Genomic DNA, 25386 nt, shown 5'->3' with positions numbered 1-25386 from the left:
CCCATTACGCAAGTAAGTAAGATCCCTTGAAGACGACAAGGTAGATAGGTTCGAGGTGGAAGTATGGTGACATATGGAGCTGACGAATACTAATAGATCGAGGACTTAACCACAATTGTTACAAAAATTATCAATGAACCGTTTATCCAGTTTTGAAAGAACAAACTTCTTTCAAAGAAGTGTAGTGATGATGGCAAAGAGGTCACACCCGTTCCCATGTCGAACACGGAAGTTAAGCTCTTTAGCGCCGATGGTAGTTGGAGGTTTCCTCCTGTGAGAGTAGGACATTGCTACGCAAACGAAGAACCACTTGTAGAGTGGTTCTTTTTTTATGCATTTTTATGGAACGCGTTAGCTGGAATACTAGTAGAATTAGATCTTAATTGTCATACTCGAAGCCCTCTAGCACCTCTCAGATACGCTTAGAAGGGCTTTAGAGAGTATTAAACAACACAAGACTTATGATATAGTGAAATACCATTAAGCCCTGTTTCAATATCCCTATAAAAATTGAATAATACTATCAAAAATACAGGATTTTTAAATAAATATTCAAAAAACATATTGCATATTTTTCGTATTTTGTTATAATAATATATGTGTTAAGGATAACGCATTAGATTTTAATAATAATTGTTCCGTTGTAGCTCAGTTGGTAGCAGCATCTGACTGTTAATCAGAGGGTCGCAGGTTCGAGTCCTGCCAACGGAGCCATTTTTTTATGTCTTATGCTTCCATAGCTCAGCAGGTAGAGTGCTTCCATGGTAAGGAAGAGGTCACCGGTTCGAGCCCGGTTGGAAGCTTAAAAGAAATCTTTTAAGTTATTTCAAAAAAACACTTGCATCGTTTTAAAAAACATGATATTATAATTCTTGTCTTGTTAAGACATTAACTTAAATTTTATTTGATGGCCCCTTGGTCAAGCGGTTAAGACACCGCCCTTTCACGGCGGTAACACGGGTTCGAATCCCGTAGGGGTCACCATTCATATATTCGGAGGATTAGCTCAGCTGGGAGAGCACCTGCCTTACAAGCAGGGGGTCGGCGGTTCGATCCCGTCATCCTCCACCATATATTATATATAATTTTTTGTGTCGGAGGGGTAGCGAAGTGGCTAAACGCGGCGGACTGTAAATCCGCTCCTTCGGGTTCGGCAGTTCGAATCTGCCCCCCTCCACCATTTTAAATTTTCATATCATTTCCATTGTTGGGGTATAGCCAAGCGGTAAGGCAACGGATTTTGATTCCGTCATGCCCTGGTTCGAATCCAGGTTCCCCAGCCATTTTTTCAATATTTTATCTTGAGTCATTAGCTCAGTTGGTAGAGCATCTGACTTTTAATCAGAGGGTCGCAGGTTCGAATCCTGCATGACTCATCAAGGTTTATAAAACCTTCTCTTATAAAAGAGAAGGTTTTTTTTATGTTTAATTCTATAAATAGTGGGTAAAAGTATAAGTAGTAACATTAAGGAGGCTATAAAAATGGGAAATGAATTTTCAGACAAACTAAAAGATGTAGTAGAACAAGGGAAAGATAAACTAGATGTCTTAAAGGATAAAGCAAGTAACTCTGCAAATGAAATAAAACATAGAACAGAGGAGAAAGCTGCTGATTTAAAGACGGATGCAAAAGAAAAAAAGAATGATTTGAAAGATCATTTTAGCGATCAATAATCTAATAAAAGAAACCGTTTAGCTGAAATATTCGCTAAGCGGTTTCTTTTTCGTTTGAAATAGCTATTTTTGTATAATTATGCGAATAAATGTCTGGTTGAACCATGTGTGTGTAAGCGATTACAATAGGAAGTAATCTAAGGGGGTTAAAATTATGGAAAACTTACAGATTTCAGTGATTGGTGTACCGATTGATTTCGGTCAAATGCGTCGTGGTGTTGATATGGGACCTAGCGCAATTCGTTATGCAGGTGCTATTGAGCGTTTAGAAGCTATTGGACATACGGTAAAAGATGAAGGGGATATCTATGTATCAAATGCTGCGCAATTAGAAGTGCATCCGAAATTACGTAATTTAGGTGCGGTAGTTGAGGCTTGTACACAATTATCAAACCGAGTGAAAGAAACTGTTGAACAGAAGAAATTTCCATTAATTTTAGGTGGGGATCATAGTATCGCAATTGGTACGCTTGCTGGTCTTGCACATCATTATAAAAATCTAGGTGTTATTTGGTACGATGCTCATGCTGATATGAACACGGCTGAAACTTCACCATCAGGTAATATTCACGGGATGCCACTTGCAGTAGCGATGGGGATGGGTCATGAGAAGCTTACGAACATCGGTGGAAGTGGAGCGAAAATTAAGCCTGAGAACTTAGTTATTATCGGCGCTCGCTCTGTAGATGAGGGTGAGAAGGCTTTAATTAAGGAAAAAGGTATTAAAGTGTACTCGATGCATGAAATTGACCGTCTAGGTATGACAGCGGTTATGAAAGACGCGTTAGAGTACTTAGCATCACGTAATGTGGACGGTGTGCATCTATCATTAGATTTAGATGGACTTGATCCGTTACACACACCAGGTGTAGGTACACCGGTTCCTGGAGGCATTACGTATAGAGAAAGTCATTTAGCGATGGAGATGCTTCAAGAATCAGGTGTATTAACTTCTGCAGAGTTTGTTGAAGTAAACCCTGTATTAGATACGAAGAACTCTACAGCGAATGTAGCAGTGGAATTAATGGGTTCTTTACTAGGAGAATCTTTAGTATAAAATTTCTCAATCCCCCTTCACATGTTACAATAGAAAATGAAACTATTTGTAATAACGAAACGTATATAGAATATAAGTTTAGTTGGAAGGAAAATCACAATGGACACGCTAATTAATAAGAGAATAAAGCAGGTGCTAAAGGGCGATCAAAATGCATATTCTGACATTGTGAACTCTTACCAGCAGAGTCTTTATCACGTATGCTATCGCATATTAGGGAATCAACAAGAGGCAGAGGATATTGCCCAGGAAGCATTTGTACGTGCGTATATTAATTTACATACATTTGACCCAAAGAGGAAATTCTCTACTTGGTTATACCGAATCGCAACCAATCTATGTATTGACCGACTGCGTAAGAAAAAGCCAGATTATTATTTGGATGCAGATGTGCCAGGTACAGAAGGTTTGGATCTCTATTCGCAAATACCAGCAGATGAGAGATTGCCTGAGGAAGAAGTAGAGCGTATGGAATTAAAGGAGCGCATTCATTACGAGATTAGCCGCTTACCTGAGAAATATCGTACGGTCGTGATTTTGAAGTATATTGAGGAGTTACCACTGCAAGAGATTAGTGATATTCTTGAAATTCCGTTGGGCACTGTTAAAACACGTGTGCATCGTGGACGAGAAGCACTTCGCAAGCAGTTAGGTGATGTGTAGGGGGAATCATGATGGATGCATGTCCAAAGAATATTGTTACGTATATGCATGCTCATTTAGATGGAGATATTAGTGCGACAGAAGAAAAAGAGCTGCGCAGTCATTTAAATACTTGTGGAGCGTGCCAAAAGCATATGAGTGAGCTAGAATATGTAGTTCACACCCTAGAATCATTGCCAGCAATAGCTGTGCCAATGGGGTTCTCAGAAAGAGTTATGTTACGCTTACCTAAGCCAAAAGTGAAAAGTAGCATTCAGCGCTGGTTGCGTAGACATCCAATGCTTGTAGCGGTTGCAATTTTTGCAATTTTGATGAGTGGGCCATTAATGTCAGGCTATAACTCAAGTTCGGAGTTTTCTGTTACAGATTATCCGGGCTTAATTGTCAAAGATGGTTCTGTTGTTGTTCCAGAGAATGAAACAATCAAAGGCGACATCATAGTCAAAAACGGTTCGCTTGAAGTGAAGGGTAAGGTAGATGGTGACATTACAGTCGTAAACGGCAAGTATATGGCGTCAGCTGCCAATGTTACAGGTCAAGTGAAAGAAGTCGACGAAACATTCGAATGGCTTTGGTACTCGATTAAAGATTGTGTAACAGGAATTTTCTCATCAAAATAATAAATACTAGAACTGTAGAATTGTATTTTTCCGTTATTGGAAGAACCGATTTTACAGTTCTTTTTTTACAATTTCTTGCTTGGAAAAGGCGAAGAAAGGGTATGTTGTGCTATACTGTACTCATATGCACGCGCTAGAAAAGTGGGGGATTCCACGTGACATTTATTAATGAATTGACACATTTTACTGAAAACCAATTAGTCAGAATGCTATTAAATATTTTAGATATTCTCCTAGTTTGGTTCGTTATTTATAAAATTTTGACCCTCATTAAAGGGACAAAAGCAGTTCAATTACTAAAAGGTATATTCGTAATTGTCATTATTCGAATTATTACTTTGTATTTAGGCTTGAATACCTTGAGTTGGATGACCCAACAAGTAATTGATTATGGTTTCTTAGCCATTATCATCATTTTCCAACCAGAGCTTCGTCGAGCATTGGAGCAACTAGGGCGCGGTAAGCTCTTTGCGAGAAGTAGCATGCAGGAAAATGAAGAACGAGATCGATTAATTGCAGCGATGAAGAAATCGGTTAGTTATATGGCAAAACGTCGTATTGGCGCACTTGTGTCAATCGAAAAAGACACAGGATTAAACGACTATATTGAGACGGGAATTTCGATGAACTCAGATATTTCATCAGAATTAATGATCAATCTGTTTATTCCGAATACACCATTACATGATGGTGCAGTAATTTTACAAAAAAATCGAATCGCAGCAGCTGCGTGTTATTTACCATTGTCTGAAAGTCCATTTATCTCAAAAGAGTTAGGGACGAGACATAGAGCGGCAATCGGTATTAGTGAAGTAACTGATGCTGTGACAATCGTCGTTTCTGAGGAAACTGGTGGTATTAGTTTGACGGTGAATGGCGAGTTATTCCGCGACCTTTCTATTGATGATTTTGAGCAACGCTTACGTAAAGCTTGGTTTGGTGATGAGCCGACTGAGAAAGCTACTTCACGTTGGTCATGGAAAGGGGGCAAAAAATAATGGATAAATTTATCGATAACAAATGGCTATTGCGCATTACAGCATTGTCATTGGCAGTCCTGATGTTTTTCAGCGTGAGACCAAATGGTACGAATAATGTTGATTCAACAACTTCAGGTATGCGAGATGCCATTATTCAAGATGTCCCTGTGGAAATTCGTTACGACGATAGTAATTTCGTCGTTTCAGGTGTACCGCAAACAGTGGATGTAAAAATTCACGGCCCAATTGGCATTGTGATTACAACGCAAACGGGACGTAATTTCAAAGTAATTGCGAATATTAAAGATAAACCAAGCGGTGAACATGTGATTAAATATAAAGCGGTTGGTTTTTCCGATAAATTGGATGTAGAAGTTGATCCGAAAACAGTTAAAGTAATGGTGGAAGAGCGCATTACGAAAGATGTGCGTGTCGAACCTGAAATTAACGAAAATCAGTTAGCGGATCATAAATTTGTGAAGTCGATGACAACAGAGCCACAGACGGTTACAGTGTCTGGAGCGAAGAGTGCAATCGAGAGTATTAGTTATGTGAAGGCAACTGTTTCAGCTGAAAAAGGAGCAGATAAAACATTTGAAAAATCAGCGGGTGTGAAGATTTTTGACCGTGACTTGAATATTTTAAATGTTGACGTTGAGCCAAAAACTGTTACAGTAAAAGTCGAGCTTGGTGAATATAATCGAGAAGTTCCGGTTATTGTTAAGCCAAAGGGTACACCTGCGAAAGGGTACGCTGTGGATAGTGTGACTTCTAAAACGAAGAAGGTCGTAATCTACGGATCGCGCGCTGAAATTGATCAAATTCATCAGATTACAGTTGATGCAGATGTGTCTGGTTTGAAAAAATCAAAAACAGTAAATGGCACGATTCACAAACCAAAAGGGGTTACTAGTACGTCTATAGATAGTATAGATATTAAAGTGAACATTACAAAAGACAATGAAAACAATTCAGATGATGTAGCGAACTCGGAAGATCCGACTGAAAAAGAGGATGAAGAGACTACAGCTTCTGACGAAAAAACATTACAAAATATTAATGTACGTCTAGCAGGACTAGATGTAGCAGCGTTTAATCATGCATTTGTAACACCGGCTACAGGTCAAATTGATGTTGTAGCAAAAGGTGAAGGAGCAGCAAAATTAACGAAGGGTGATGTTTCGGTATCTGTTGATGCGAGTAAAGTAGCAGAAGGTACAGAGGAACTACCTGTCCAAGTGGATGGCCCGGGGAATATTGAGTTTCGTCCTTCAATGACAAATGTACAGGTTCATTTTACGAAGAAAGCTTCATAAAATACATGATTAAATAATGGATATGCTTTAAAGGAGAGAACAACAAAATGGGTAAATATTTCGGTACAGACGGCGTCCGAGGAGTCGCTAATAGTGAGTTAACACCAGAGCTAGCTTTTAAATTAGGTCGCTTTGGAGGATACGTTTTAACGAAAGACACTACAAATCGTCCTAAAATCTTAATTGGTCGCGATACACGTATTTCAGGTGAAATGCTTGAAGGCGCACTTGTAGCTGGTTTAATTTCAGTAGGTGCAGAAGTTATGCGTTTAGGTGTTATTAGTACACCAGGCGTTTCTTACTTAACTCGTGCAATGAGCGGGGACGCAGGCGTAATGATCTCAGCTTCACATAATCCAGTAGCGGATAACGGTATTAAATTCTTCGGTGCAGATGGTTTCAAATTATCGGATGCACAGGAAGCCGAAATTGAAGCACTATTAGATGAAGAAGTAGATACATTACCACGACCAACTGGTGCAGACCTTGGTTCGGTAAGTGATTACTTCGAAGGTGGATTGAAATACATCCAATACTTAAAACAAATTGTAGATGAAGATTTCACAGGCATTCATATCGCATTAGACTGCGCGCATGGTGCAACATCTTCATTAGCGACACATTTATATGCAGATTTAGAAGCAGATTTATCATCAATGGGTTCTTCACCTACAGGATTAAATATCAATGATGGCGTTGGTTCAACACATCCTGAAGCATTAGCAGAACTTGTACTTGAAAAAGGTGCAGACGTTGGTCTAGCATTTGATGGTGATGGTGACCGCTTAATCGCAGTTGATGAAAAAGGTCAAATTGTTGATGGCGATCAGATCATGTTTATTTGTGCGAAATATTTACATTCAAAAGGCCGTTTAAATAAAAATACGGTTGTATCAACAGTGATGAGTAATATGGGATTCTACAAGGGGCTTGAGGAAGAAGGCATCGAGAGCATCCAAACAAAAGTAGGAGACCGTTACGTAGTAGAAGCGATGCGTGAAGGCGGCTATAATGTCGGCGGAGAGCAATCAGGTCATATCGTATTCATCGATTACAATACGACTGGTGATGGCTTACTATCAGGTTTACAACTAGTGAATACAATGAAAATGACAGGCAAGAAATTATCTGAGCTTGCAGCTGAGATGACAATCTTCCCTCAAAAATTAATCAATGTTCGTGTGACAGATAAATATGCTGTAACGGATAATGCAAAAGTTGCGGAAACAATCGCAGCGGTTGAAGCGGAAATGGCTGGTAACGGTCGCGTATTAGTTCGTGCTTCTGGTACTGAACCTTTAGTGCGTGTAATGGTTGAAGCAGCTACACAAGATTCTTGCGATGCATTCTGCGTACGTATTGCAGATGTAGTAAAAGAAGAAATGGGATTAGCTGAATAAGCGAATCTTGAAAAGGTCGAATCACAACTATGTGGTTCGATTTTTTTGTTTTGAGGTATAGTATATTGCCTGGGAAATAGTATTTTGATGAAAAAAGTTATTTTTTTCCGTTTATGAATTGACTACTGTAATGTTACCGTTTATGATAGAAATCTAATAAATTGCTAAGGAGCCTTGTGTATAAGCAGAAATCGGAAAAACAGTTATAGCGCCAGTACTGAAGAAATCGGACGACATGAATCTTCAGTAGACGAGGTGGAGGATTATCGAATGTTTCGGCGGATGCCTCCCGGTCGACAGCCCGATCGTAAGTTCATCTTTAAATCAGTGAAGTGATTCATTGGACAAAGAGATGAAACGGCAAATAGGAAATATGCAGAATTTGGCCAGTGCTTTTGTGCGGTCTTTTTTCTGACATGGATAATTTGCGAAAAAATCGGAGGAAAATTTAATATGTGTGGAATTGTAGGATATATCGGACTTTCAGATGTGAAGGAAATTTTATTGAAAGGTCTGGAAAAACTAGAGTACCGCGGTTATGACTCAGCTGGTATTGCTGTACGTAATGATGCAGGTATTCACGTTTTTAAAGAAAAAGGTCGAATTGCTGACTTGCGCCAAGTGGTAGATTCAAATGTAGAAGCGACTACAGGAATCGGACATACACGTTGGGCAACTCACGGTGTACCAAACTATACGAATTCTCACCCGCATCAAAGTGCATCAAAAAGATTTACGATTGTACACAATGGTGTGATCGAGAACTATCATTTATTACAAGATCAATTTTTACCAAACATCACGATGCAAAGTGATACGGATACAGAAGTAATTGTACAGTTAGTAGAACATTTCTCAAATGAAGGAATGACTACTGAAACAGCATTTTGCCATACACTTTCTTTACTTGAAGGTTCATATGCGATTGGCTTAATTGATGCGGAAAACGAAGATACTATTTTCGTCGCAAAAAATAAAAGTCCGTTATTAGTAGGTGTTGGTGAAGGATTCAATGTGATCGCTTCAGATGCGATGGCTATGTTGAATGAGACGAACCAATTTATCGAACTTCATGACCAAGAAGTTGTATTAGTGAAAGCAAATGAAGTACAAATCAAAAAAATAGACGGTACATTAATCGAGCGCGCGCCTTATAAAGCAGAACTTGATTTAAGTGATATCGATAAAGGGACATACCCTCACTATATGTTAAAAGAAATGGATGAACAGCCAGCAGTCGTTCGTCGCATTATGCAGCAGTATGAAAATGAAGCGGGCGATTTAACAATCGATCCAACTATTTTACAAGCGATTAAAGAAGCAGATCGTCTGTACATCATTGCAGCGGGTACGAGTTATCATGCTGGATTAATCGGTAAACAATATTTTGAGAAAATGGCTCAAATTCCTGTGGAAGTTCATATTTCAAGTGAGTTTGGTTACAATATGCCGTTATTATCGAAAAAACCATTATTCGTCTTCATTTCGCAATCTGGAGAAACTGCGGATAGTCGCCAAGTGCTTGTAAAAGTAAAAGAAATGGGTCATAAAGCATTAACGATTACGAATGTACCTGGCTCTACTTTATCAAGAGAAGCGGATTACACATTATTACTACATGCAGGTCCAGAAATTGCAGTAGCTTCTACGAAAGCATATGTTGCACAAGTTGCTGTTCTAGCAATTACAGCAGCGGCAGTCGCAGATCAATTAACATTTGATTTGAAAAAAGAGCTAGGTATTGCAGCGAATGCCATCCAATCAATTATTGATCGTAAAGAAGAATTTGCTACAGTTGTTGAGAAGTTTTTAGCGACTACTCGTAATGCATTTTTCATCGGTAGAGGAATGGATTATTTCGTAAGTATGGAAGCAGCATTAAAATTAAAAGAGATTTCATATATCCAAGCAGAAGGATTTGCTGGCGGTGAATTGAAGCATGGTACAATCGCTTTAATCGAAGATGGCACACCAGTCATCGCACTTGCTACGCAAAAAGAAGTTGCATTAAACTTACGAGGAAATGTGAAAGAAGTTGCAGCACGAGGCGCACATACTTGCATCATTGCGATGGAAGGCATGGACGAAGCGGGCGATACATTAACAATCCCTCACGTACACCCATTATTAGCGCCATTAGCAGCAGTTGTCCCTGTACAACTAATCAGCTACTATGCAGCACTATACAGAGGCTGTGACGTAGATAAACCACGAAACCTAGCGAAGAGCGTAACGGTGGAGTAGGAATATAGTGAAACCCCCTTTAGATGTAGGTTTGAAATAAAGTCGTACCGTTTATAAAAAAGATATACCGTTTTGAATAAAGTTATACCGTTTATAAAAAAGTTGCACCGTTTTACCCCTTTAGATTATAGTAATCTAAAGGGGTGTTTTTATGTCAAAAAGAACTAGAACATCTAAAATTGAAAAATGGATTAAAGAAGGTCGTGGTTCAGGAGTGGGTGCTGACTATAAGCCATGGTTAAATATTCAAGACGTTTCCTCACTTGGAAGATCTACTCGTTTAAAAGGTATTAAAACTGGTAGGCAACATGAATTTTTATCGGATTTGGAGCGAAATTACTTCTATTTAACTGAATTTTCGGATTCTATTGTCGACATTCGAGAACAATATCCGCTGTTGCCGTTAGAAGAAACACTTGTCATTGCCGATGAATTAGGAATTAAACATCCAACTGATCCGAAAACTGGTGAACCAATTGTCATGACAACGGATTTTTTATTAACAGTAAATAAAAGCGAAGATAGCGTAGAGCTTGCCAGAACAATAAAAATGAAAGATGAACTTTTAAAAGAACGGGTTCTTGAGAAGTTTGAAATTGAGCGTGTTTATTGGAAAAAAAGAGGTGTGGACTGGGGTATTGTGACGGAATTAGAAATTCCTAAAACACTGGCACGAAATATTAGTTATATACATGACTATTATGATATTCAACAATATGATGCATTCCAAAATATTAGTCCACAATCTATTGAAGATTTAGCAATTGAATTATTGAAGAGAGTATTAGATACGGATAAAAGCATTCGAGAAATCACAAATTTGTTTGATAAAGAAGTGCACTTGTCTTTAGGCAGCGGAATGACATTATTTTATCATTTGTTAGCTCAAAAAATCATTCAAATAGATATGTTAAAACCACTAAATGTAGAAGAAACTATGGTTATTCAAACCATTGACGAAAGTAAATTAAAGCAGGTGAAATACGGATGATTTATATTAATCAAGTGTTGCAATCTGTGAAGGATTCAAAACGAATACGTATTGTTGAAATCAAAGAATCATATGTGTATATCGTTAATGTGGATGCTATTACATCAATGCCTAAGAAAGAGCTATTCACATCGTTTTTAACAGACGTAGAACAAAGAGAATGGATTATTATTACGGATCCATTTGCACGGGTAATTGAAGATGAAGACTTAACGGATATTCAAATTCAGAAACGAGATTTAGATTGGGATATTGTTCAAAAATATTGTTTAAAACATATGAATGATTTGCTTCAGAAGAATGGTAGAGAAATAAAAATTAAAGATATAGCTCAGGAATTAGATGTCACACCTACAAAAGTAAAAAAACTCCTCAGTCGTTATTGGCAGCGTGGGATGAATAAGAATGCGATGTTACCTGATTATGCAAAATCGGGTGGTAGAGGAAAAACAAAAAAATTAAGTAATGATAAGGTTGGGCGTCCACGTAGAGTAACTATAAACGGTGAATATCGCAGTGGTATTAATATAACAGATGAAATTAAAATACAATTTGAACATGCTATTAATAAATATTATCGGAAAGCCAATAATTATTCATTAAAAGATGTATATCATTTTATTTTACGAGATTTTTATTCCAATCGATATAAAGAAAATGGTGAAATTCAGTATCGTATTTGGGAAACGAATCAAATTCCTTCATACCATCAATTTTATTATTGGTTTAAAAAGTTAGAAGATCCTAAAAAAGATATAACATTTCGTAAGAGTGCGAAAGAATATGAGTTAAAGCATCGTCCTATTTTAAGTAATTCTAAAGTTGAAACAAATGGACCGGGTACGAGATTTCAAGTTGATGCCACGATTGCGGATATTTATTTAGTGAGTTCTTTTGATGCAAATCGAATTATTGGTAGACCTGTTGTTTATGCAATTATTGATGTTTATTCGCGCATGATCACAGGGCTATATGTCGGGCTTGAAGGACCGTCGTGGCTAGGTGCAATGATGGCTTTAGATAATATGGTGGCTAATAAGGCTGATTTTTGTAAACAATACGGAGTAGAAATTACAGAAGAACAATGGCCGACACATCATTTACCAGAAGTAATCATTGCTGACAGAGGAGAATTTGAAGGTTATTCGGTTGCAGGGCTCATTAATAACTTAAATATCAAAATTGAAAACACGACTGCTTATCGAGGAGATTTAAAAGGGATTGTTGAGCGTAAATTCCGTACGATTAATGGGAAAGTTAAGCAAAAAGCTCCTGGTGCTATTCAAAAAGAGTATAGAGAACGAGGAGATCGAGATTATCGATTAGATGCTACATTAAATTTAAAAGAATTTACAGCACTAGTTATTACAATGATACTTCATCATAATCATAAAATTATTGATAAATATCCAATGGAAAAAGAGATGATTACAGATGAAATTGTGCCAACACCTATTAATTTATGGAATTGGGGCGTACAAAATCGCAAAGGGCGTTTAAGAACAATAGACAGAGCGATTCTACGATTGAACGTGTTGCCAAGAGGTAAAGCTACTATATCCAGAGCAGGTATTAAATTTAAAAATTTATTGTATGGTTCAAAACAAGCAATTGAAGAACAATGGTATGCGAAGTTGAAGAATAAAAGCATTGATATTGTCTATGACCCCCGACATTTAGACAAAATCTATATTCCAAATGATGATGGTATGGGGTTTGAAACATGTATATTATTAGAGCCGAGTCAGCAATATCAAGAAGATTTTTTAGAGGAAGTTATATTTCATCAACAGTTGCGTAATGAATTAGAAGAAGAGAACCGCTCGAAGCAAGTACAACTAACCATTAATGCTGATACGATGATGGATCAAATTATAAAATCAGCTGTTAAAAGAAAAAAACAAGTTACGCACCAGCCTACAAGTAAAAAAGAGAAACTTGAAGCTATACGTGATAATAAAAAAATCGAAAAAGAAGCGAATCGAAATACGGAAAAGTTTGATTTAACCCCTACCGTAGCTGAACATTCACCAGAAATTATAGATTTTGAATCAGGAACAAAATTGGAAGAGCCTCCACCTCAAAAATCGTCAACACGTCTTATGGAAAAATTGAAGAAGAAACGAGATGAGCAGCTTGGAAAAGATGACTAATGTAGTTTTAAAAGGCAACTTTGAAGAAGCTGAATACAAGGAACAGATGTTGTCTGAATACAGTAGGAATCCTTTCATTGAGGCGCTGCCACCCATTTTTGACGAGGATGACGTACTGGAACGTTTTATGGTGACACCACGAATCACAACTCAAGATAAGCAAAGTGCCACAAACATTCGCTATCATGTGCTTAAACGTATAAAGAATTTTATTCAGCCATTACCGATTCATTTCGAAGTGGAACGTCGATTATCTACGTTGATTCGTAGAGGTTATTTAGCTAGAAATCCTTTAGATAAAACATTTTTGGAGCGTATTCGAGTTTTACATCAATTACGAGAAGATGAAGAAGATGCACATAGATATATAGATGAACGGTTAAATTATATTCGTTCTACAGCAGATAGCTTATCTATCATTGGGATTTCAGGTATCGGAAAAACGACAGCTATTGAGCGATTATTGTTGATGTATCCACAAGTGATTAAGCATGAACAATATGAAGGAGAGCCGTTCAATCGTACACAAATCGTTTGGTTAAAAATAGATTGTCCTTATGATGGGAGCCTTTCAACCCTTTGTAAAAGCTTTTTTAAAGCGATAGATGATTTATTAGGAACGCGTTATTTAGAGAAGTTCGGATACTTAAATCGTGTAACATCGACTATGTTGTTACATATGACTTCATTAGCTAGTATGTATGGTGTTGGCGTACTTGTAATTGATGAGATACAACATCTATTACATGCAAAAAATGATCAAGAAGAGATGCTTAATTTCTTTGTGACTTTGTCTAATACGGTTGGTGTTCCAACAGTTTTGATTGGTACGTCTAAGGCTCAACAATTGTTCAAAGGTAACTTTCGGCAGGCTCGTCGTGCAGCTAGCGATGGTTCAATCATTTGGGATCGTATGGATGAAAATAGTGAGGAATGGGATTTCTTTTTAGAAACGTTGTGGGAATTACAATGTCTTAAAACGTACTCAGAGCTCACAGATGATGTTAAGAAAACTTTTTATGATGAATGTCAGGGAATTACTTCTGTCGCAGTAAACCTATTTATATTGGCTCAAGAAAGAGCGTTATATGATGAAGCGAATGAAGATGAAAAATTGACACCAAGAGTCTTAAAGAAAACGGCAAAAAATGATATGAAGATCATTCAGCCAATGTTGAATGCTATTCGTAAAAATGATTTACGAGCTATGTACAAGTATGAGGATATTATGATTAATCTGGATGAATTAATGCAGAATCATAAAAAAAGCACTGAGTATGAAGGTCGAATTAAAGAGGCAATGAAAGAGCGTAAAAATACTTTAGCATACAAGCGCCAAGAGTTGATTGAAGGTTTGAGTGAAGAAGTTGCAGCAATCGGTATTTTTGATGCGTTAACTCCGAGTGACATTAAAGAAGCTACAAAGAAATTAGTAGAAAATTCATCGATAGAAACGGATTATAACCTACTGAAAACACAACTTATTCCTAATTTAATTGAGTTGAATGAGAAGGTTAAGGAGAAGAAAGTGCAGGCAGTACCTTCGAATAAAGTATTACCTTTGTTAGATGCTAGGGAGAAGGCACTGAAACAGAAGAAACATATGTATGAAGTATTAAAGGAAAATGGTTATATAAAGAACCTAATTGAGGAATTTCATTGAAATGATAGGAGAGATTGGTTATGGGGGAGAAAAAAGAATTAGTAAAGCCGCTTGTAATTGAGTCAGTAATAGATGCTGTTAGTTCGCAAGGTGCTGAATTAGTTAAATCAACAGGTATGGGTATGATAGGATCAATTGCTACGGATGCAGTGGCATCATTTATTCCGGGGCTAGGCAATGCGTATATGAGCTACAAACAATCACGTTTACAAAGAAACTTTAATACTTTTGAAGAAGAATTAGTTGGAAGAATAACTAGATTAGATGAACTTTTTAAATTAAAAAATACTGAGCAGAAAGAAGAACTTGATCGATTATGTGAATTGGTTCTTGGATATGTGGGGGATGAACCACAAGAAGAAAAAATTAAATATTTAGTAACAGGCTTTATGAATATAGCTGAACACGAGAAAATTACAGAAGATTTTGTATTAGTTTTTTATGATATGTTAAGAGATTTAAGAATTATAGATCTTACTGTTTTGAAGTTATACGGAAAGAATTATCTTAACGAACCAGATGAAAACGTAAATAATTACCAAGATGTTTTGGACGTACATGGAATCTCATATGAACAGTATGAAACTATAAGAAGAAACTTAGTACGAAAAGGGATATTAACGACTAAAACAGATGTAATTTTAGAGAAAGATTTAGAGGAGATAGAAAAGGCGATAAACGAATTGCAAAAATCTTTATCAATGGCTACAAATCCTAAAAACAAATCTAAATTACCAACATTAAAAAAGGTAAAACTTAAATCTAAAGATAGACTTGAGCTGACGAAGTTTGGAAAAGATTTCATTAGATATTTTTTAGAAGAGCTTAGTTAATAAAAAGTTGATGACTACTTTAGGAGGTAATTAAATGCTACCCTTCTTCACTAATCCATATCCAGATGAATTATTGTATTCAGCGATTGCGCGTTATCATTTTTATAGTGGGAATCTTGATTGTAAAGATACATTAGAAGAGTTGTTTGATAGTCGTTCTGTGATACCGAGTGTGGAGATTGGTAGTCATTTTACTAATTTAGTAGAGAAATTAGGACCTCAATATTCAGTAGAAGATTTATTGACCAACCATACGATTTACTCTTACTACGCTTCGTTTTTATCTAAACAACGACAGCTAGAGATTTTAGAGGATGTCAAAAATAATGGACAGGCTTTATATACAAGGCTTGGTATTGTAGCTGGAGGTATTTGTCGTAAAGAAGGGTTATATTACTGTGCTCTTTGTGCCAAAACTGATTCTGAGAAGTATGGAGAACCATACATTCATCGCGAGCATCAACTACAAGGAATAAGTTACTGTGCCCACCATGAAGTTCCGTTGAGGGAGTATCCGGTAACGGGTGGCAGTCGTATGCAATACATTCGTTTCGAATTACGTCATATGAATCTATCGGATTTATACGAAGTGGATCCATATGAAGAGATAGCTATTCAATTAGCAAAACAGGCATATAAATTATTACAAATACCGTTACATTCATTAACAAAGATAGAGATAAGCTCGATGTATAAGGCTTTATTGAGAAAGAAAAATTTAATTACGGCAGCCAATCGTGTTAGACAACAGGACTTGTATCAAATGATAAAGATAGGTTTATCTGAGGAGCTTTTAACGAGCTATGAGAGCGATTTTAATGAAGAAGATGAATATAACTGGGTAAAAGTATTAACTCGTAATTCAACGAGGCATGTGCACCCATTACGCCATTTATTAATGCTTTTATATTTGAAGCAAGATGTAGGAGATTTAATAGTGGATAATGGCCCATTTGGAAAAGGTCCGTATCCATGTTTGAACAAAGCTGCAGGACATTATAAAAAGTTAAGCATATCTTCTGTAGAAGTTACAAATGACTCTAAATCAAAAACGCCGATTGGAACATTCCGTTGTACTTGTGGGTTTGTGTATGCTCGTAAAGGTCCAGATAGCACTGTAGAAGATCAATATAGGATTGGTAGAGTAAAAGCCTTTGGACCAGTGTGGAGTAGAAGATTAAAAGAATTGATGGGTACAGGCATGAGTATCCGATCTATCGCAAAGGAGTTAGGCGTAGATTCTAAAACGGTTAAGAAATATGCAGAAAATCCCTCACGAAAATCATTTAGCACAGTTAAATCAGATAGACTAGAAACCTATCGTAACGATGTGTCTGAAATAATACGTGCACAGCCGCAGTTAACTCGAACTGAAATAAGGAATGGATTATATAAGCAGTATATGTATTTATATAGATACGATAAAGAGTGGCTAATGGCTAACTTACCAATCCAGCGAAAGCATACAGAACCGAATAGACTTGTGGATTGGAACGCACGAGATCAAGAATATGTGCAGCGTATAAAGGCTTTACATCAGCAATTATTAACTATTGAGAAGCCCGTTCGAATAACAAATTCTTTAATTGGGAAGCGACTAGGGATTACAGCAAATCTACAGAGGAATCTGGCTAAGTTACCGAATACGAAAGCTTTGTTAGATGTGATAACAGAAACTGTTCAGTCATTCCAAATTCGACGTTGTTGTAAGGTGATTGATCGAATACTAGAAGAAGACGATGTAATCAAACTCTGGAAAGTACAGCGATTAGCGGCAGTAAAGTCGCATCATTTTCATGAAATAAAAGATGTGTTATCTAAATATATTCAACAAAGCCAGGATGTGAAAAGAGATGAGCAGCAAAGTATATAAATTGAAAAACTGGCCGTTTCCCAAAGGAGAACCAGCTCAATTAATTTGGATTGGTTCTCCTTTTAAAGCTGAAAAGAAAATGATGGTCTATGTGCATTTTAGAGCAAAAGGGAAAACTAAAAAAATCGCAATAGATTGGGGAGTGTTACCAGCATTAGCTATTCAACATATGTATATAGATGGTGATTTGCGTTATAGTTTACCACCAGACAATTTAGAAGAGATTGATTTGATGATTTTTCCGCAATCAGTGCGTTATACAGAACGGGAATGGGTTGTACAAGGAACGAATGATCAAGATATATCACGTAGTTTTATAGTGAATTTTAATAATAAATCATATACATTGCCGCTAATTGAAGTAGTTCGTAGCATATTAGCGCCGAATCGCTTTTTATTATATCGTTTATTTGAAATGAACTCTTTCCCACAATATTTCATCGAAAACTATTCAGAAGGACAAATTCATTTGGATTTTTCTTCTCAATATAATCTGAAATACACAAAAAAAAGCTTTTTATACCAGCTAGTATGGTTATTAGGTAATCGAGATTTAAGAAGAACGTTCGAAAATATTGCTTATACATTTTTAAATACGGGTGAATTGAAGTTTGATTGGTTATTCCAACAACCAATTTCAATTAAAGCGATTGTAAAAATCACTTCAAATGGAGGGACAATTTTAAGAGTAACTGAAGTGAAAGATAAGGAAATACCATTTGAAATCATATCATTTTCACATCCAGAAGTATCAAAATCTGAAAAAACTAATGAACCTAAGAAATATACAATGCATGAATTAAAATCATCTGCTGAAGAAAAAGAAAAAATGATAGATGAAACAGTGGAAGGTGCAACGGAGGATTTTGAATTAATTGAAATGAATAAACAAGTTCATAAATATGCCGAATCACCAAGCATTGTAAAGGTTCAAGGCAAATCAACAAAGCAACGAACGTATGAAGATGAAAGTACGAAACGATATACATTTAAAGATTCAGGAATTCGTTCAGCTTCAGATACAGGAGGCAATCGCTTGGCAAGAGGGATTGAAAATCAATCTTTGCAGCAAGCCCAGGCAGAGGGAGAATTGGGTGAATTCGTATATATATTGCAAGAGTTAGAAGATTACAAAGAAGTACAATCTATTAATGTCCAGTTGAGTTCATTGCCAATTGGTGATGGGAATCGAGTGTTTAGTTATTTAGAAGATGGTATAACACCACGTCGCTATGCACTAGCGACAGTTAATCTATTTAACGGTAATGAGTTTAAAATTTTAGAAGTAGAACGAGAGAATCGTGCACTATCTATGTTGATTTTATTTGCTACAGTATCGATTAATTGGAATCAATTGATTGATGGTTTGTTATTAAACCTAGTGAATAGTAGTGGGTCGTGGGAGAGAGATGTACTGGGAGATTTGAAACGAAGGAATATAGTCGTACGAAAAGCAAAGCATAGTAAGAAGGGCTATAAACATAGAGCGAGGTTATTGTTTAATAAAGTGTTATGAATATAAGTGATTGTAATTTAATAATTAGTTATAGTTAATATGGATATGGATGGATTGAAAAAAGTACTGGAATTTATGGAGGTAATTTTTGTGGATGATAATTTAGATATGTATGAAAAGAAATTTGATTATGGGATAGAAGAAGAAGAAATTGAAGACTTTGAGTCTGAAGAAACACCCTTTGATGCAGAAAAAATTAGAATAGAGCAAAGAATGTTATCTTTAAAATACGTTAAAGAGTTAATAGATGACGGTTCTTTAAATTTAAATCCAGATTTCCAAAGGAATGTTGTTTGGAAAGAGGTAAAAAGAAAATCTTTATTAATTGAGTCACTGATGTTGAGAATTCCCATACCAGCTTTTTATTTCTATGAAGATGATGATTCCTTTCTAAATGTTATAGATGGATTACAAAGGTTAAATACAATTAATGAGTATTTAAATGGAAAGTTCAAATTGAAAAATTTACAGTATCTAGATAAATTGTGTGGGGGAAAGAAATTTGCTGATTTAGATAAAAAATATAAAACTAGAATATTTATGACTCAATTTTCAGTGAATATTATAGATGCTAGAACACCAACACAAGTTAAGTATGACTTATTTCGAAGAATTAATACGGGCGGAATGCCTTTAAATGCACAAGAAATTAGAAATTCAATTGCAAAACCACATATTAGAGATTTCTTAAAGCGTTTATCAAACTCTGAAGAATTTTTGCTTGCTACTAACTCAAGTGTTAATGATACTAGAATGGCTGCACAGGAATTAATTTTACGCTATATAGCATTTGATTTTGCATATGATTTCGATTCAGGAGAATTAAAATATGATAGAAGTGATTTAGAGTTATTTATAGATAATGTTTTTGAAAGAATTAATAAATTTAAAGAGGATGAGTTGAAAGAAATAGAGGGGAAATTCCTACATAGTATGAATAATGCCTTTATTTTATTTGGGGAATATGGTTTTAGAAAGTATAATAATTTGGATGCGGAAAATAATTATTCGAAGAGAAAATTGGTGAATAAATCTTTGTTTAGTTCATTAAGTGTTATTTTGACATACTATACAAGTGTGGAAATTAATGAAATGAAAGAGAAAGATGCATTGAAAGAAATAACCGATTTAATTACTAGAGATGAAGTATTTTCTGATAGCTTAACTGTAGGAACAAATTCGGTAGCAAATGTTCAATATAACTTTAAAAATATCAGGAAAACAATGGAGGATTTACTTTTATGAAACTGTTAAAAATGAAGATTAGAAATTTCAAAAGTTTAAAAAATATAGAATTAGATTTTAAAGGTATAAACATATTTGCTGGAGGAAATGGTGTCGGTAAATCTAGTGTAATACAAGGTTTGCTTTTGGCTAAAACTACAGCTGAACAATTATCCGAAGAATCTAATCAGATTGAAATTAATGGTCCATATAATTTAGAGTTAGGAAGAACGGAACAAATTTTAAATTTCTCAGCAACTGATGATAAAATTTCTTTAGAATTTCAAACAGAAAATAAAAAATTAAATCTAGAATATGAAGTAGATATTTATGAACAACCGCATACTTTAACGCTAGATAATAAAAAAACTAAAAACATTGATGAGTTGAATAATATCAACTTTAATTATATTGGTGCAGAAAGAGTTGCGCCAAGTAAAGCTCAATTTTTTGATCCACAACAGAAACTAAAAGTAGGTTATAAAGGAGAATTCACAAATCATGTTTTAAGTAGAGCGGATTATTTGCAGATAGATATAGTTGAACAAATGAAACATAAAGATGGACTAGAAAGATTTTCAACTCAGGTTGAAGCTTGGATGAGAACTATATTTCAAGATTTCCGGTTGAAATATAAAGAAATTAAAGAGGTAGATATGGTATCAGTTTTATATGGAAAAGAAGATTCGAATGAATTTATACCTCAAACATCTACAGGATTTGGTATTACATATGCTTTACCGATAATTACAGCTGGATTACTTGCTGTTAGTGGTGAACAAGCGAATAATATTCTAATAGTAGAAAATCCAGAAGCACATTTACATCCTTTTGGTCAATCAAGATTAGGCAGATTTTTAGCATTATTAAGTCTTTGTGGTGTACAAATAATTGTTGAAACTCATAGTGAACATATTATTAATGGGATAAGATTAGAATTATCACATGCAAAAAATACTGACAATGCTACAATAAATTTTTTCCATCAGATTCAAGGAGAAACTATTAATAGTATTATTAGTATAAAAGAAAATGGCGAACTAACAAATTGGCCAAGTGGTTTTTTTGATCAAGAAAAACAAGATCTATTTGAATTATTGAAAATAAAGAGGGGGAAAATATCTTGAGAATAAACTATCTTCTATTAAATGAAAGTGTTGCAGTGAGTCAAATTTCGGAATTAAAGATTATTGAGAAATTAGCGGACTTTTTTGATATTTGTACTGAAATAATTCAATATGAAGATGAAGATATTTTTTACTCTTTAGAAATTTATGATCAAATTTTTAATGGTTTAGATTTTGCTGCATGGTTATATTCTCCAAAAGAAGAAACTACAGAAAAACAACTTTTAAGGAATTATTTAGAAAAAGAGTTTATTAATGATAATAAACAATATAATGAATTGTATAATAGTGTGAGCTCTGAAAAGGTAGGTGGAATGAGTTTATTAAAATGTCCTACAAATTTGACTGAAAATATTGCTCATATAGATTCGCTAGATGCTTGTTTACAGATAAGAAAACAAGTTTTAGTGAGAAGTAGTAATACAAATGATTTTGTAAAAGGGATATCGAAGACATTTCCTAATCTATTTTTATCAGAAAATGTATTTAAATCAATAAAGCATTTTAATCCTATTACTAAACATGCAAATGAATTAATAAAACATTTATCGGCTTTAAATGATTATGGTGTTGAGTGTTATTCTATATATAAACAAAGCGGACATAAACCAGCATTGAAAGTTTTGAAGTCAAAAAACAAAGATTTTGAGTGTTCCCCTGAAGGCGATGCAGGAATAGTGACGAAATTTTTATCATTTGAATTTGTAGATGTTAACGGCGAAGTTAGAAAGGTTAAATGTTCACCACATACGAAATTGTATCAGCCGAATTCCAATGATAGAATTTATTTTGAATGGAACGACAAAAGAGTTAATGGGCGTCCACTTATTTTAATTGGACATATAGGCAATCATCCTTATTAGAAAAAGTTATTTTTAATCAATCTTTTTTATAAAAATTTCCATAAGCTAAAATGAAACTCACGAATTTTGATCAATCTTTGTTCAAAATACATGGGTTTCTTCTATTATAAAATCAACGTTTGCAGAACACTTTTAATCAAACTTTATTCCAAACCAACATTAGATTCTAGTAATCTAAAGGGGTGTTTTTGCTTTAACATTCATTTAATAGAATATAAGGATAATAAATTTAGTTTCTGTTAACAATTATACTAATAAATAGGAAAAATGGTATGTGGAAATGGTATAATCTATACAATATATAGTTTTATTAAAATCTATATTTACTTAAACTAAGAAAATAATGAGTGAACTAATTATATAGCTATGTGAAAGTTGAGGTTTTTTCAGTGGGTTATCAGTCAGAAGCACAACTAGAAAAGCATTTAGTAGAACAATTGCAAATACAGGGATATGAATCTGTACATTTATCAGATTATGCAGCTGTATTAGTTAATTTCCGTACACAATTAAATAAATTTAACGAAAAAAAGTTGAATGGTCAACCATTAACAGAGAAAGAATTTAAGCGTGTGCTAGTTGCAACAGAGGATAAAAGTATTTATGAATCGGCTAAAATTCTACGCGATAAATTACTAATCGAACGTGAAGATGGAACAGAGCTTTATTTAGAATTAATGAATACAAAACAGTGGTGTAAAAACTTATTCCAAGTAACTACACAAACGACGATGTTTGGAAAGTATGAAAATCGCTATGATGTGACCATTTTCATTAATGGATTGCCCGTTGTTCAAATCGAGTTAAAACGTCGTGGACTTGATTTCAAAGAAGCTTTTAATCAAATCCAGCGCTATCGTCGTCATTCATTTCAGGGACTGTACCATTTCCTACAAATTTTTGTTGTGAGTAATGGTGTTGATACGAAATATTTCTCAAACTCGGATTATGATATTCAGTTTGGTTTTACGTTCTTTTGGTCGGATGAAGAAAATAATATTATTACGAACTTACAAGATTTTACGAAAGCATTTTTACAACCATGCCATCTAGCAAAAATGATTAGCCGTTACATGATTATTAACGATACGGACAAAGCATTAATGGTTATGCGTCCGTATCAAGTGTATGCAGTAGAAGCATTAGTGAAACGTGCGAATGAAACAAATAATAATGGATTCATTTGGCATACGACAGGTTCTGGGAAAACGCTAACCTCTTTTAAAGCAGGACAAATATTAGCGAATGAGGAGAGCATTAAAAAAGTATTCTTCCTCGTCGATCGACAAGATTTAGATAGCCAAACGACTGCAGAATTTAATAAGTTTGAAAAAGGTTCTGTAGACCGCACAGATAAAACAGAGGAATTAATTAGGCAAATTAAAGATCCAATGAAACGTTTTATCGTAACGACTATTCAAAAAATGAGTAATGCAGTTAAGAATCCACGTTATGAAAAAATCATGGAACCGTATAAACAAGAACATGTTGTTTTCATTATCGATGAGTGTCATCGTAGCCAATTCGGCGATATGCGAAAAGATATTGATCATCACTTCCAAAATGCACAATACTTTGGTTTTACAGGTACGCCACGTTTTGAAGAAAATAAAAGTCAGGATGGTCGTACAACTGCAGATTTATTTGAAAAATGTCTACACAATTATTTAATTAAAGATGCGATTCGTGATGGGAACGTATTAGGTTTTTCAGTTGAATATATTAGTACATTCCAATCAAAAGTAGATGAATTAGATGATACGAAAGTGGAAGGCATTGATACAGATGAAGTATTACATCATCCCACACGTTTAAATATGATTACAGAACATATTGTCGATAATCATAATCGTCGCGCGAAAAGTAAAGGTTATTGCGGTATCTTTGCGGTAGATTCGATTCAAACATTAATTAAATACTATGATTTATTTAAATCGAAAAATCATAACTTGAAAATTGCAGGGATTTATTCATTTGGTGTGAATGAAGAAAGTGATGGTACAGAAGAACATTCACGTGAAGCGTTAGACCGTATGATTGTCGATTATAATAAAATGTTTGGAACGGACTATTCAACCGATACATGGGATCGCTACTTCTCTGACGTATCGAAAAAGATGAAAAATGCGCAAATTGATATTTTACTCGTTGTAAATATGTTCTTAACAGGATTTGATAGTAAGCCACTTAATACATTATATGTCGATAAAAACTTACAATATCATAATTTATTACAAGCTTATAGCCGTACAAACCGTGTAGAAAAGGCGACAAAACCTTATGGTAATGTCGTTTGTTATCGTAATTTAAAGAATCAAACAGATGCGACAATTCGTTTGTTTTCTAAAACAGATTCTGTTGATGATGTTTTAATGCAAAGTTATGATGCTTATTTAGCTAAATTTAAAGAAGCATTAAAAGGTCTGAAAAAAGTAGCAGTATCGCCTGAGCAAGTAGACACACTTCAAACTGAAGAAGATCAACGAGAATTTATTGTGGCTTTCAAAAATGTAACGAAAATGCTTCAACGACTGCAATCATTTTCTGACTTTGAATTTGATGAAGATGAACTGCAAATTACAGAGCAATCTTATGAAGATTATAAGAGTAAATACTTCAAAATTCATGATCGCTTGAAGAAAGAAGATCTAAGTAAAGAGTCCATCTTACAAGACATTGATTTTGAGCTAGAGTTAATGCAAACAGATAAAATTAATGTCAGTTATATTATGAATCTCATTGCTAATTTAACAATGAATGATGAAAAAACACGTGATCAAGAGATTAAATTAATTAAACAAGAGTTAGATCATGCGTCAGATGAAAAGTTACGTTTAAAAGTTGAACTAATTCATAACTTCTTAGATAAAATTGTCCCACAACTCGGTACAAATGTATCGATTCTTGATGAATATTCAAAATACGAAGAAGTAGTACAAGAAGAAGAAATGAATACTTTTGCAAGTGAAGTAGGATTAGAGCAATCTGTTTTAAAAGAACAAGTAGCGACTTATGAATATGCCAATATTATTGAAGATAGTACCATTATGGATCGTTTATCAGGTTCATTTTTGAAGAAGAAAAAGGCAATTAAAGCAATAAAGAACTTTATTCATGAACAAGTTGCAAAATATGGAGCATAGGAAAAAGAGAGAGGATATCCTCTCTCTTTTATGTTATTTTAAAAAA

General features: G+C 34.9%; 18 protein-coding genes, 7 tRNA genes and 2 rRNA genes. All 27 read left to right on the top strand.

All coding sequences use genetic code 11. The annotated features are described in order from the left end of the window. A 23S ribosomal RNA gene (locus DF281_RS08090) occupies positions 1-113 on the top strand; the annotation flags it as partial. A 67-nt stretch (positions 114-180) separates the two neighbouring features. After that, positions 181-296 (top strand): 5S ribosomal RNA (rrf, locus tag DF281_RS08085). Between the two features lie 341 nt (positions 297-637). Continuing rightward, positions 638-714 (top strand) — tRNA-Asn (locus DF281_RS08080). A gap of 16 nt (positions 715-730) precedes the next feature. Then, a tRNA-Thr gene (locus DF281_RS08075) sits at positions 731-803 on the top strand. 106 nt (positions 804-909) lie between these two features. Beyond that, positions 910-984: transfer RNA gene (locus DF281_RS08070), tRNA-Glu, on the top strand. Between the two features lie 11 nt (positions 985-995). Continuing rightward, positions 996-1071: transfer RNA gene (locus tag DF281_RS08065), tRNA-Val, on the top strand. A gap of 25 nt (positions 1072-1096) precedes the next feature. After that, positions 1097-1180: transfer RNA gene (locus DF281_RS08060), tRNA-Tyr, on the top strand. Positions 1181-1208: 28 nt separating this feature from the next. Next, positions 1209-1283, top strand: a tRNA-Gln gene (locus DF281_RS08055). A gap of 20 nt (positions 1284-1303) precedes the next feature. Further along, a tRNA-Lys gene (locus DF281_RS08050) sits at positions 1304-1376 on the top strand. Between the two features lie 106 nt (positions 1377-1482). Continuing rightward, positions 1483-1674 carry a hypothetical protein gene (locus DF281_RS08045; protein ID WP_109349748.1) on the top strand — a complete coding sequence of 64 codons (192 nt, stop codon included), beginning with the start codon at positions 1483-1485 and terminating at the stop codon, positions 1672-1674. 154 nt (positions 1675-1828) lie between these two features. Continuing rightward, entirely contained in the window at positions 1829-2731 is a 903-nt protein-coding gene (rocF, locus tag DF281_RS08040; RefSeq protein ID WP_109349747.1) for an arginase, read from the top strand. A 99-nt stretch (positions 2732-2830) separates the two neighbouring features. After that, positions 2831-3394 (top strand): RNA polymerase sigma factor SigW, encoded by a 564-nt coding sequence (gene sigW / locus DF281_RS08035; RefSeq protein WP_109349746.1) that lies wholly within the window; start codon positions 2831-2833, stop codon positions 3392-3394. 11 nt (positions 3395-3405) lie between these two features. Then, a complete protein-coding gene (locus DF281_RS08030; protein WP_109349745.1) occupies positions 3406-4014 on the top strand; it encodes an anti-sigma factor family protein in 609 nt (202 codons plus the stop codon). Between the two features lie 206 nt (positions 4015-4220). Beyond that, positions 4221-5012 (top strand): diadenylate cyclase CdaA, encoded by a 792-nt coding sequence (gene cdaA / locus DF281_RS08025; RefSeq protein WP_109349751.1) that lies wholly within the window; start codon positions 4221-4223, stop codon positions 5010-5012. After that, the gene (locus DF281_RS08020; RefSeq protein ID WP_166636104.1) at positions 5012-6310 is read left to right on the top strand and encodes a CdaR family protein; all 1299 of its coding nucleotides are present in this window, start codon (positions 5012-5014) and stop codon (positions 6308-6310) included. Before cdaA ends, DF281_RS08020 begins: the two co-directional genes overlap by 1 nt. 47 nt (positions 6311-6357) lie before the next feature. After that, a complete protein-coding gene (gene glmM / locus DF281_RS08015) occupies positions 6358-7710 on the top strand; it encodes a phosphoglucosamine mutase (RefSeq protein WP_109349743.1) in 1353 nt (450 codons plus the stop codon). A gap of 453 nt (positions 7711-8163) precedes the next feature. Then, positions 8164-9954 (top strand): glutamine--fructose-6-phosphate transaminase (isomerizing), encoded by a 1791-nt coding sequence (gene glmS / locus DF281_RS08010; RefSeq protein WP_109349742.1) that lies wholly within the window; start codon positions 8164-8166, stop codon positions 9952-9954. A 151-nt stretch (positions 9955-10105) separates the two neighbouring features. Next, the gene (locus DF281_RS08005; protein ID WP_109349741.1) at positions 10106-10945 is read left to right on the top strand and encodes a TnsA endonuclease N-terminal domain-containing protein; all 840 of its coding nucleotides are present in this window, start codon (positions 10106-10108) and stop codon (positions 10943-10945) included. Next, positions 10942-13098: a Mu transposase C-terminal domain-containing protein gene (locus DF281_RS08000; protein ID WP_109349740.1), complete on the top strand. Its 2157-nt coding sequence runs from the start codon at positions 10942-10944 to the stop codon at positions 13096-13098. Before DF281_RS08005 ends, DF281_RS08000 begins: the two co-directional genes overlap by 4 nt. Next, positions 13073-14761, top strand: a complete 1689-nt coding sequence (locus tag DF281_RS07995; RefSeq protein ID WP_109349739.1) for an ATP-binding protein — start codon at positions 13073-13075, stop codon at positions 14759-14761. Before DF281_RS08000 ends, DF281_RS07995 begins: the two co-directional genes overlap by 26 nt. 20 nt (positions 14762-14781) lie before the next feature. Further along, positions 14782-15594: a hypothetical protein gene (locus tag DF281_RS07990; RefSeq protein ID WP_109349738.1), complete on the top strand. Its 813-nt coding sequence runs from the start codon at positions 14782-14784 to the stop codon at positions 15592-15594. A gap of 34 nt (positions 15595-15628) precedes the next feature. Continuing rightward, on the top strand, positions 15629-17467 hold the full coding sequence (locus DF281_RS07985; protein WP_109349737.1) for a TnsD family Tn7-like transposition protein: 1839 nt from the start codon (positions 15629-15631) through the stop codon (positions 17465-17467). Continuing rightward, positions 17448-18983 (top strand): Tn7-like element transposition protein TnsE, encoded by a 1536-nt coding sequence (locus DF281_RS07980; protein WP_109349736.1) that lies wholly within the window; start codon positions 17448-17450, stop codon positions 18981-18983. Before DF281_RS07985 ends, DF281_RS07980 begins: the two co-directional genes overlap by 20 nt. Positions 18984-19073: 90 nt before the next feature. Next, positions 19074-20228 (top strand): DUF262 domain-containing protein, encoded by a 1155-nt coding sequence (locus DF281_RS07975; protein WP_166636105.1) that lies wholly within the window; start codon positions 19074-19076, stop codon positions 20226-20228. Further along, positions 20225-21334 carry a DUF3696 domain-containing protein gene (locus DF281_RS07970; RefSeq protein ID WP_109349734.1) on the top strand — a complete coding sequence of 370 codons (1110 nt, stop codon included), beginning with the start codon at positions 20225-20227 and terminating at the stop codon, positions 21332-21334. The genes DF281_RS07975 and DF281_RS07970 overlap by 4 nt, the downstream gene beginning before the upstream one ends. After that, positions 21331-22197 (top strand): hypothetical protein, encoded by an 867-nt coding sequence (locus tag DF281_RS07965; protein WP_109349733.1) that lies wholly within the window; start codon positions 21331-21333, stop codon positions 22195-22197. Before DF281_RS07970 ends, DF281_RS07965 begins: the two co-directional genes overlap by 4 nt. Positions 22198-22586: 389 nt before the next feature. Continuing rightward, on the top strand, positions 22587-25340 hold the full coding sequence (locus DF281_RS07960; RefSeq protein ID WP_109349732.1) for a type I restriction endonuclease subunit R: 2754 nt from the start codon (positions 22587-22589) through the stop codon (positions 25338-25340). Positions 25341-25386: the final 46 nt, after the last annotated feature.

It is taken from the genome of Kurthia zopfii (assembly GCF_003143955.1).
In the GTDB taxonomy this organism is placed as follows: Bacteria; Bacillota; Bacilli; order Bacillales_A; family Planococcaceae; genus Kurthia; species Kurthia zopfii.
Note: the sequence above shows the minus strand (reverse complement) of the source record. Positions and strands in the feature narration are given on the sequence as shown.

Excerpts from the sequence above, each read along its gene's own strand:
- DF281_RS08045 (WP_109349748.1), top strand. The coding sequence starts at position 1,483 with ATGGGAAATGAATTTTCAGACAAACTAAAAGATGTAGTAGAACAAGGG.
- DF281_RS07970 (WP_109349734.1), top strand. The coding sequence starts at position 20,225 with ATGAAACTGTTAAAAATGAAGATTAGAAATTTCAAAAGTTTAAAAAAT.
- DF281_RS08005 (WP_109349741.1), top strand. The coding sequence starts at position 10,106 with ATGTCAAAAAGAACTAGAACATCTAAAATTGAAAAATGGATTAAAGAA.
- rocF (WP_109349747.1), top strand. The coding sequence starts at position 1,829 with ATGGAAAACTTACAGATTTCAGTGATTGGTGTACCGATTGATTTCGGT.
- sigW (WP_109349746.1), top strand. The coding sequence starts at position 2,831 with ATGGACACGCTAATTAATAAGAGAATAAAGCAGGTGCTAAAGGGCGAT.
- DF281_RS08030 (WP_109349745.1), top strand. The coding sequence starts at position 3,406 with ATGGATGCATGTCCAAAGAATATTGTTACGTATATGCATGCTCATTTA.
- DF281_RS07980 (WP_109349736.1), top strand. The coding sequence starts at position 17,448 with ATGAGCAGCAAAGTATATAAATTGAAAAACTGGCCGTTTCCCAAAGGA.
- glmM (WP_109349743.1), top strand. The coding sequence starts at position 6,358 with ATGGGTAAATATTTCGGTACAGACGGCGTCCGAGGAGTCGCTAATAGT.
- DF281_RS07990 (WP_109349738.1), top strand. The coding sequence starts at position 14,782 with ATGGGGGAGAAAAAAGAATTAGTAAAGCCGCTTGTAATTGAGTCAGTA.
- DF281_RS07995 (WP_109349739.1), top strand. The coding sequence starts at position 13,073 with ATGAGCAGCTTGGAAAAGATGACTAATGTAGTTTTAAAAGGCAACTTT.
- DF281_RS08020 (WP_166636104.1), top strand. The coding sequence starts at position 5,012 with ATGGATAAATTTATCGATAACAAATGGCTATTGCGCATTACAGCATTG.
- DF281_RS08000 (WP_109349740.1), top strand. The coding sequence starts at position 10,942 with ATGATTTATATTAATCAAGTGTTGCAATCTGTGAAGGATTCAAAACGA.
- DF281_RS07985 (WP_109349737.1), top strand. The coding sequence starts at position 15,629 with ATGCTACCCTTCTTCACTAATCCATATCCAGATGAATTATTGTATTCA.
- cdaA (WP_109349751.1), top strand. The coding sequence starts at position 4,221 with ATGCTATTAAATATTTTAGATATTCTCCTAGTTTGGTTCGTTATTTAT.
- glmS (WP_109349742.1), top strand. The coding sequence starts at position 8,164 with ATGTGTGGAATTGTAGGATATATCGGACTTTCAGATGTGAAGGAAATT.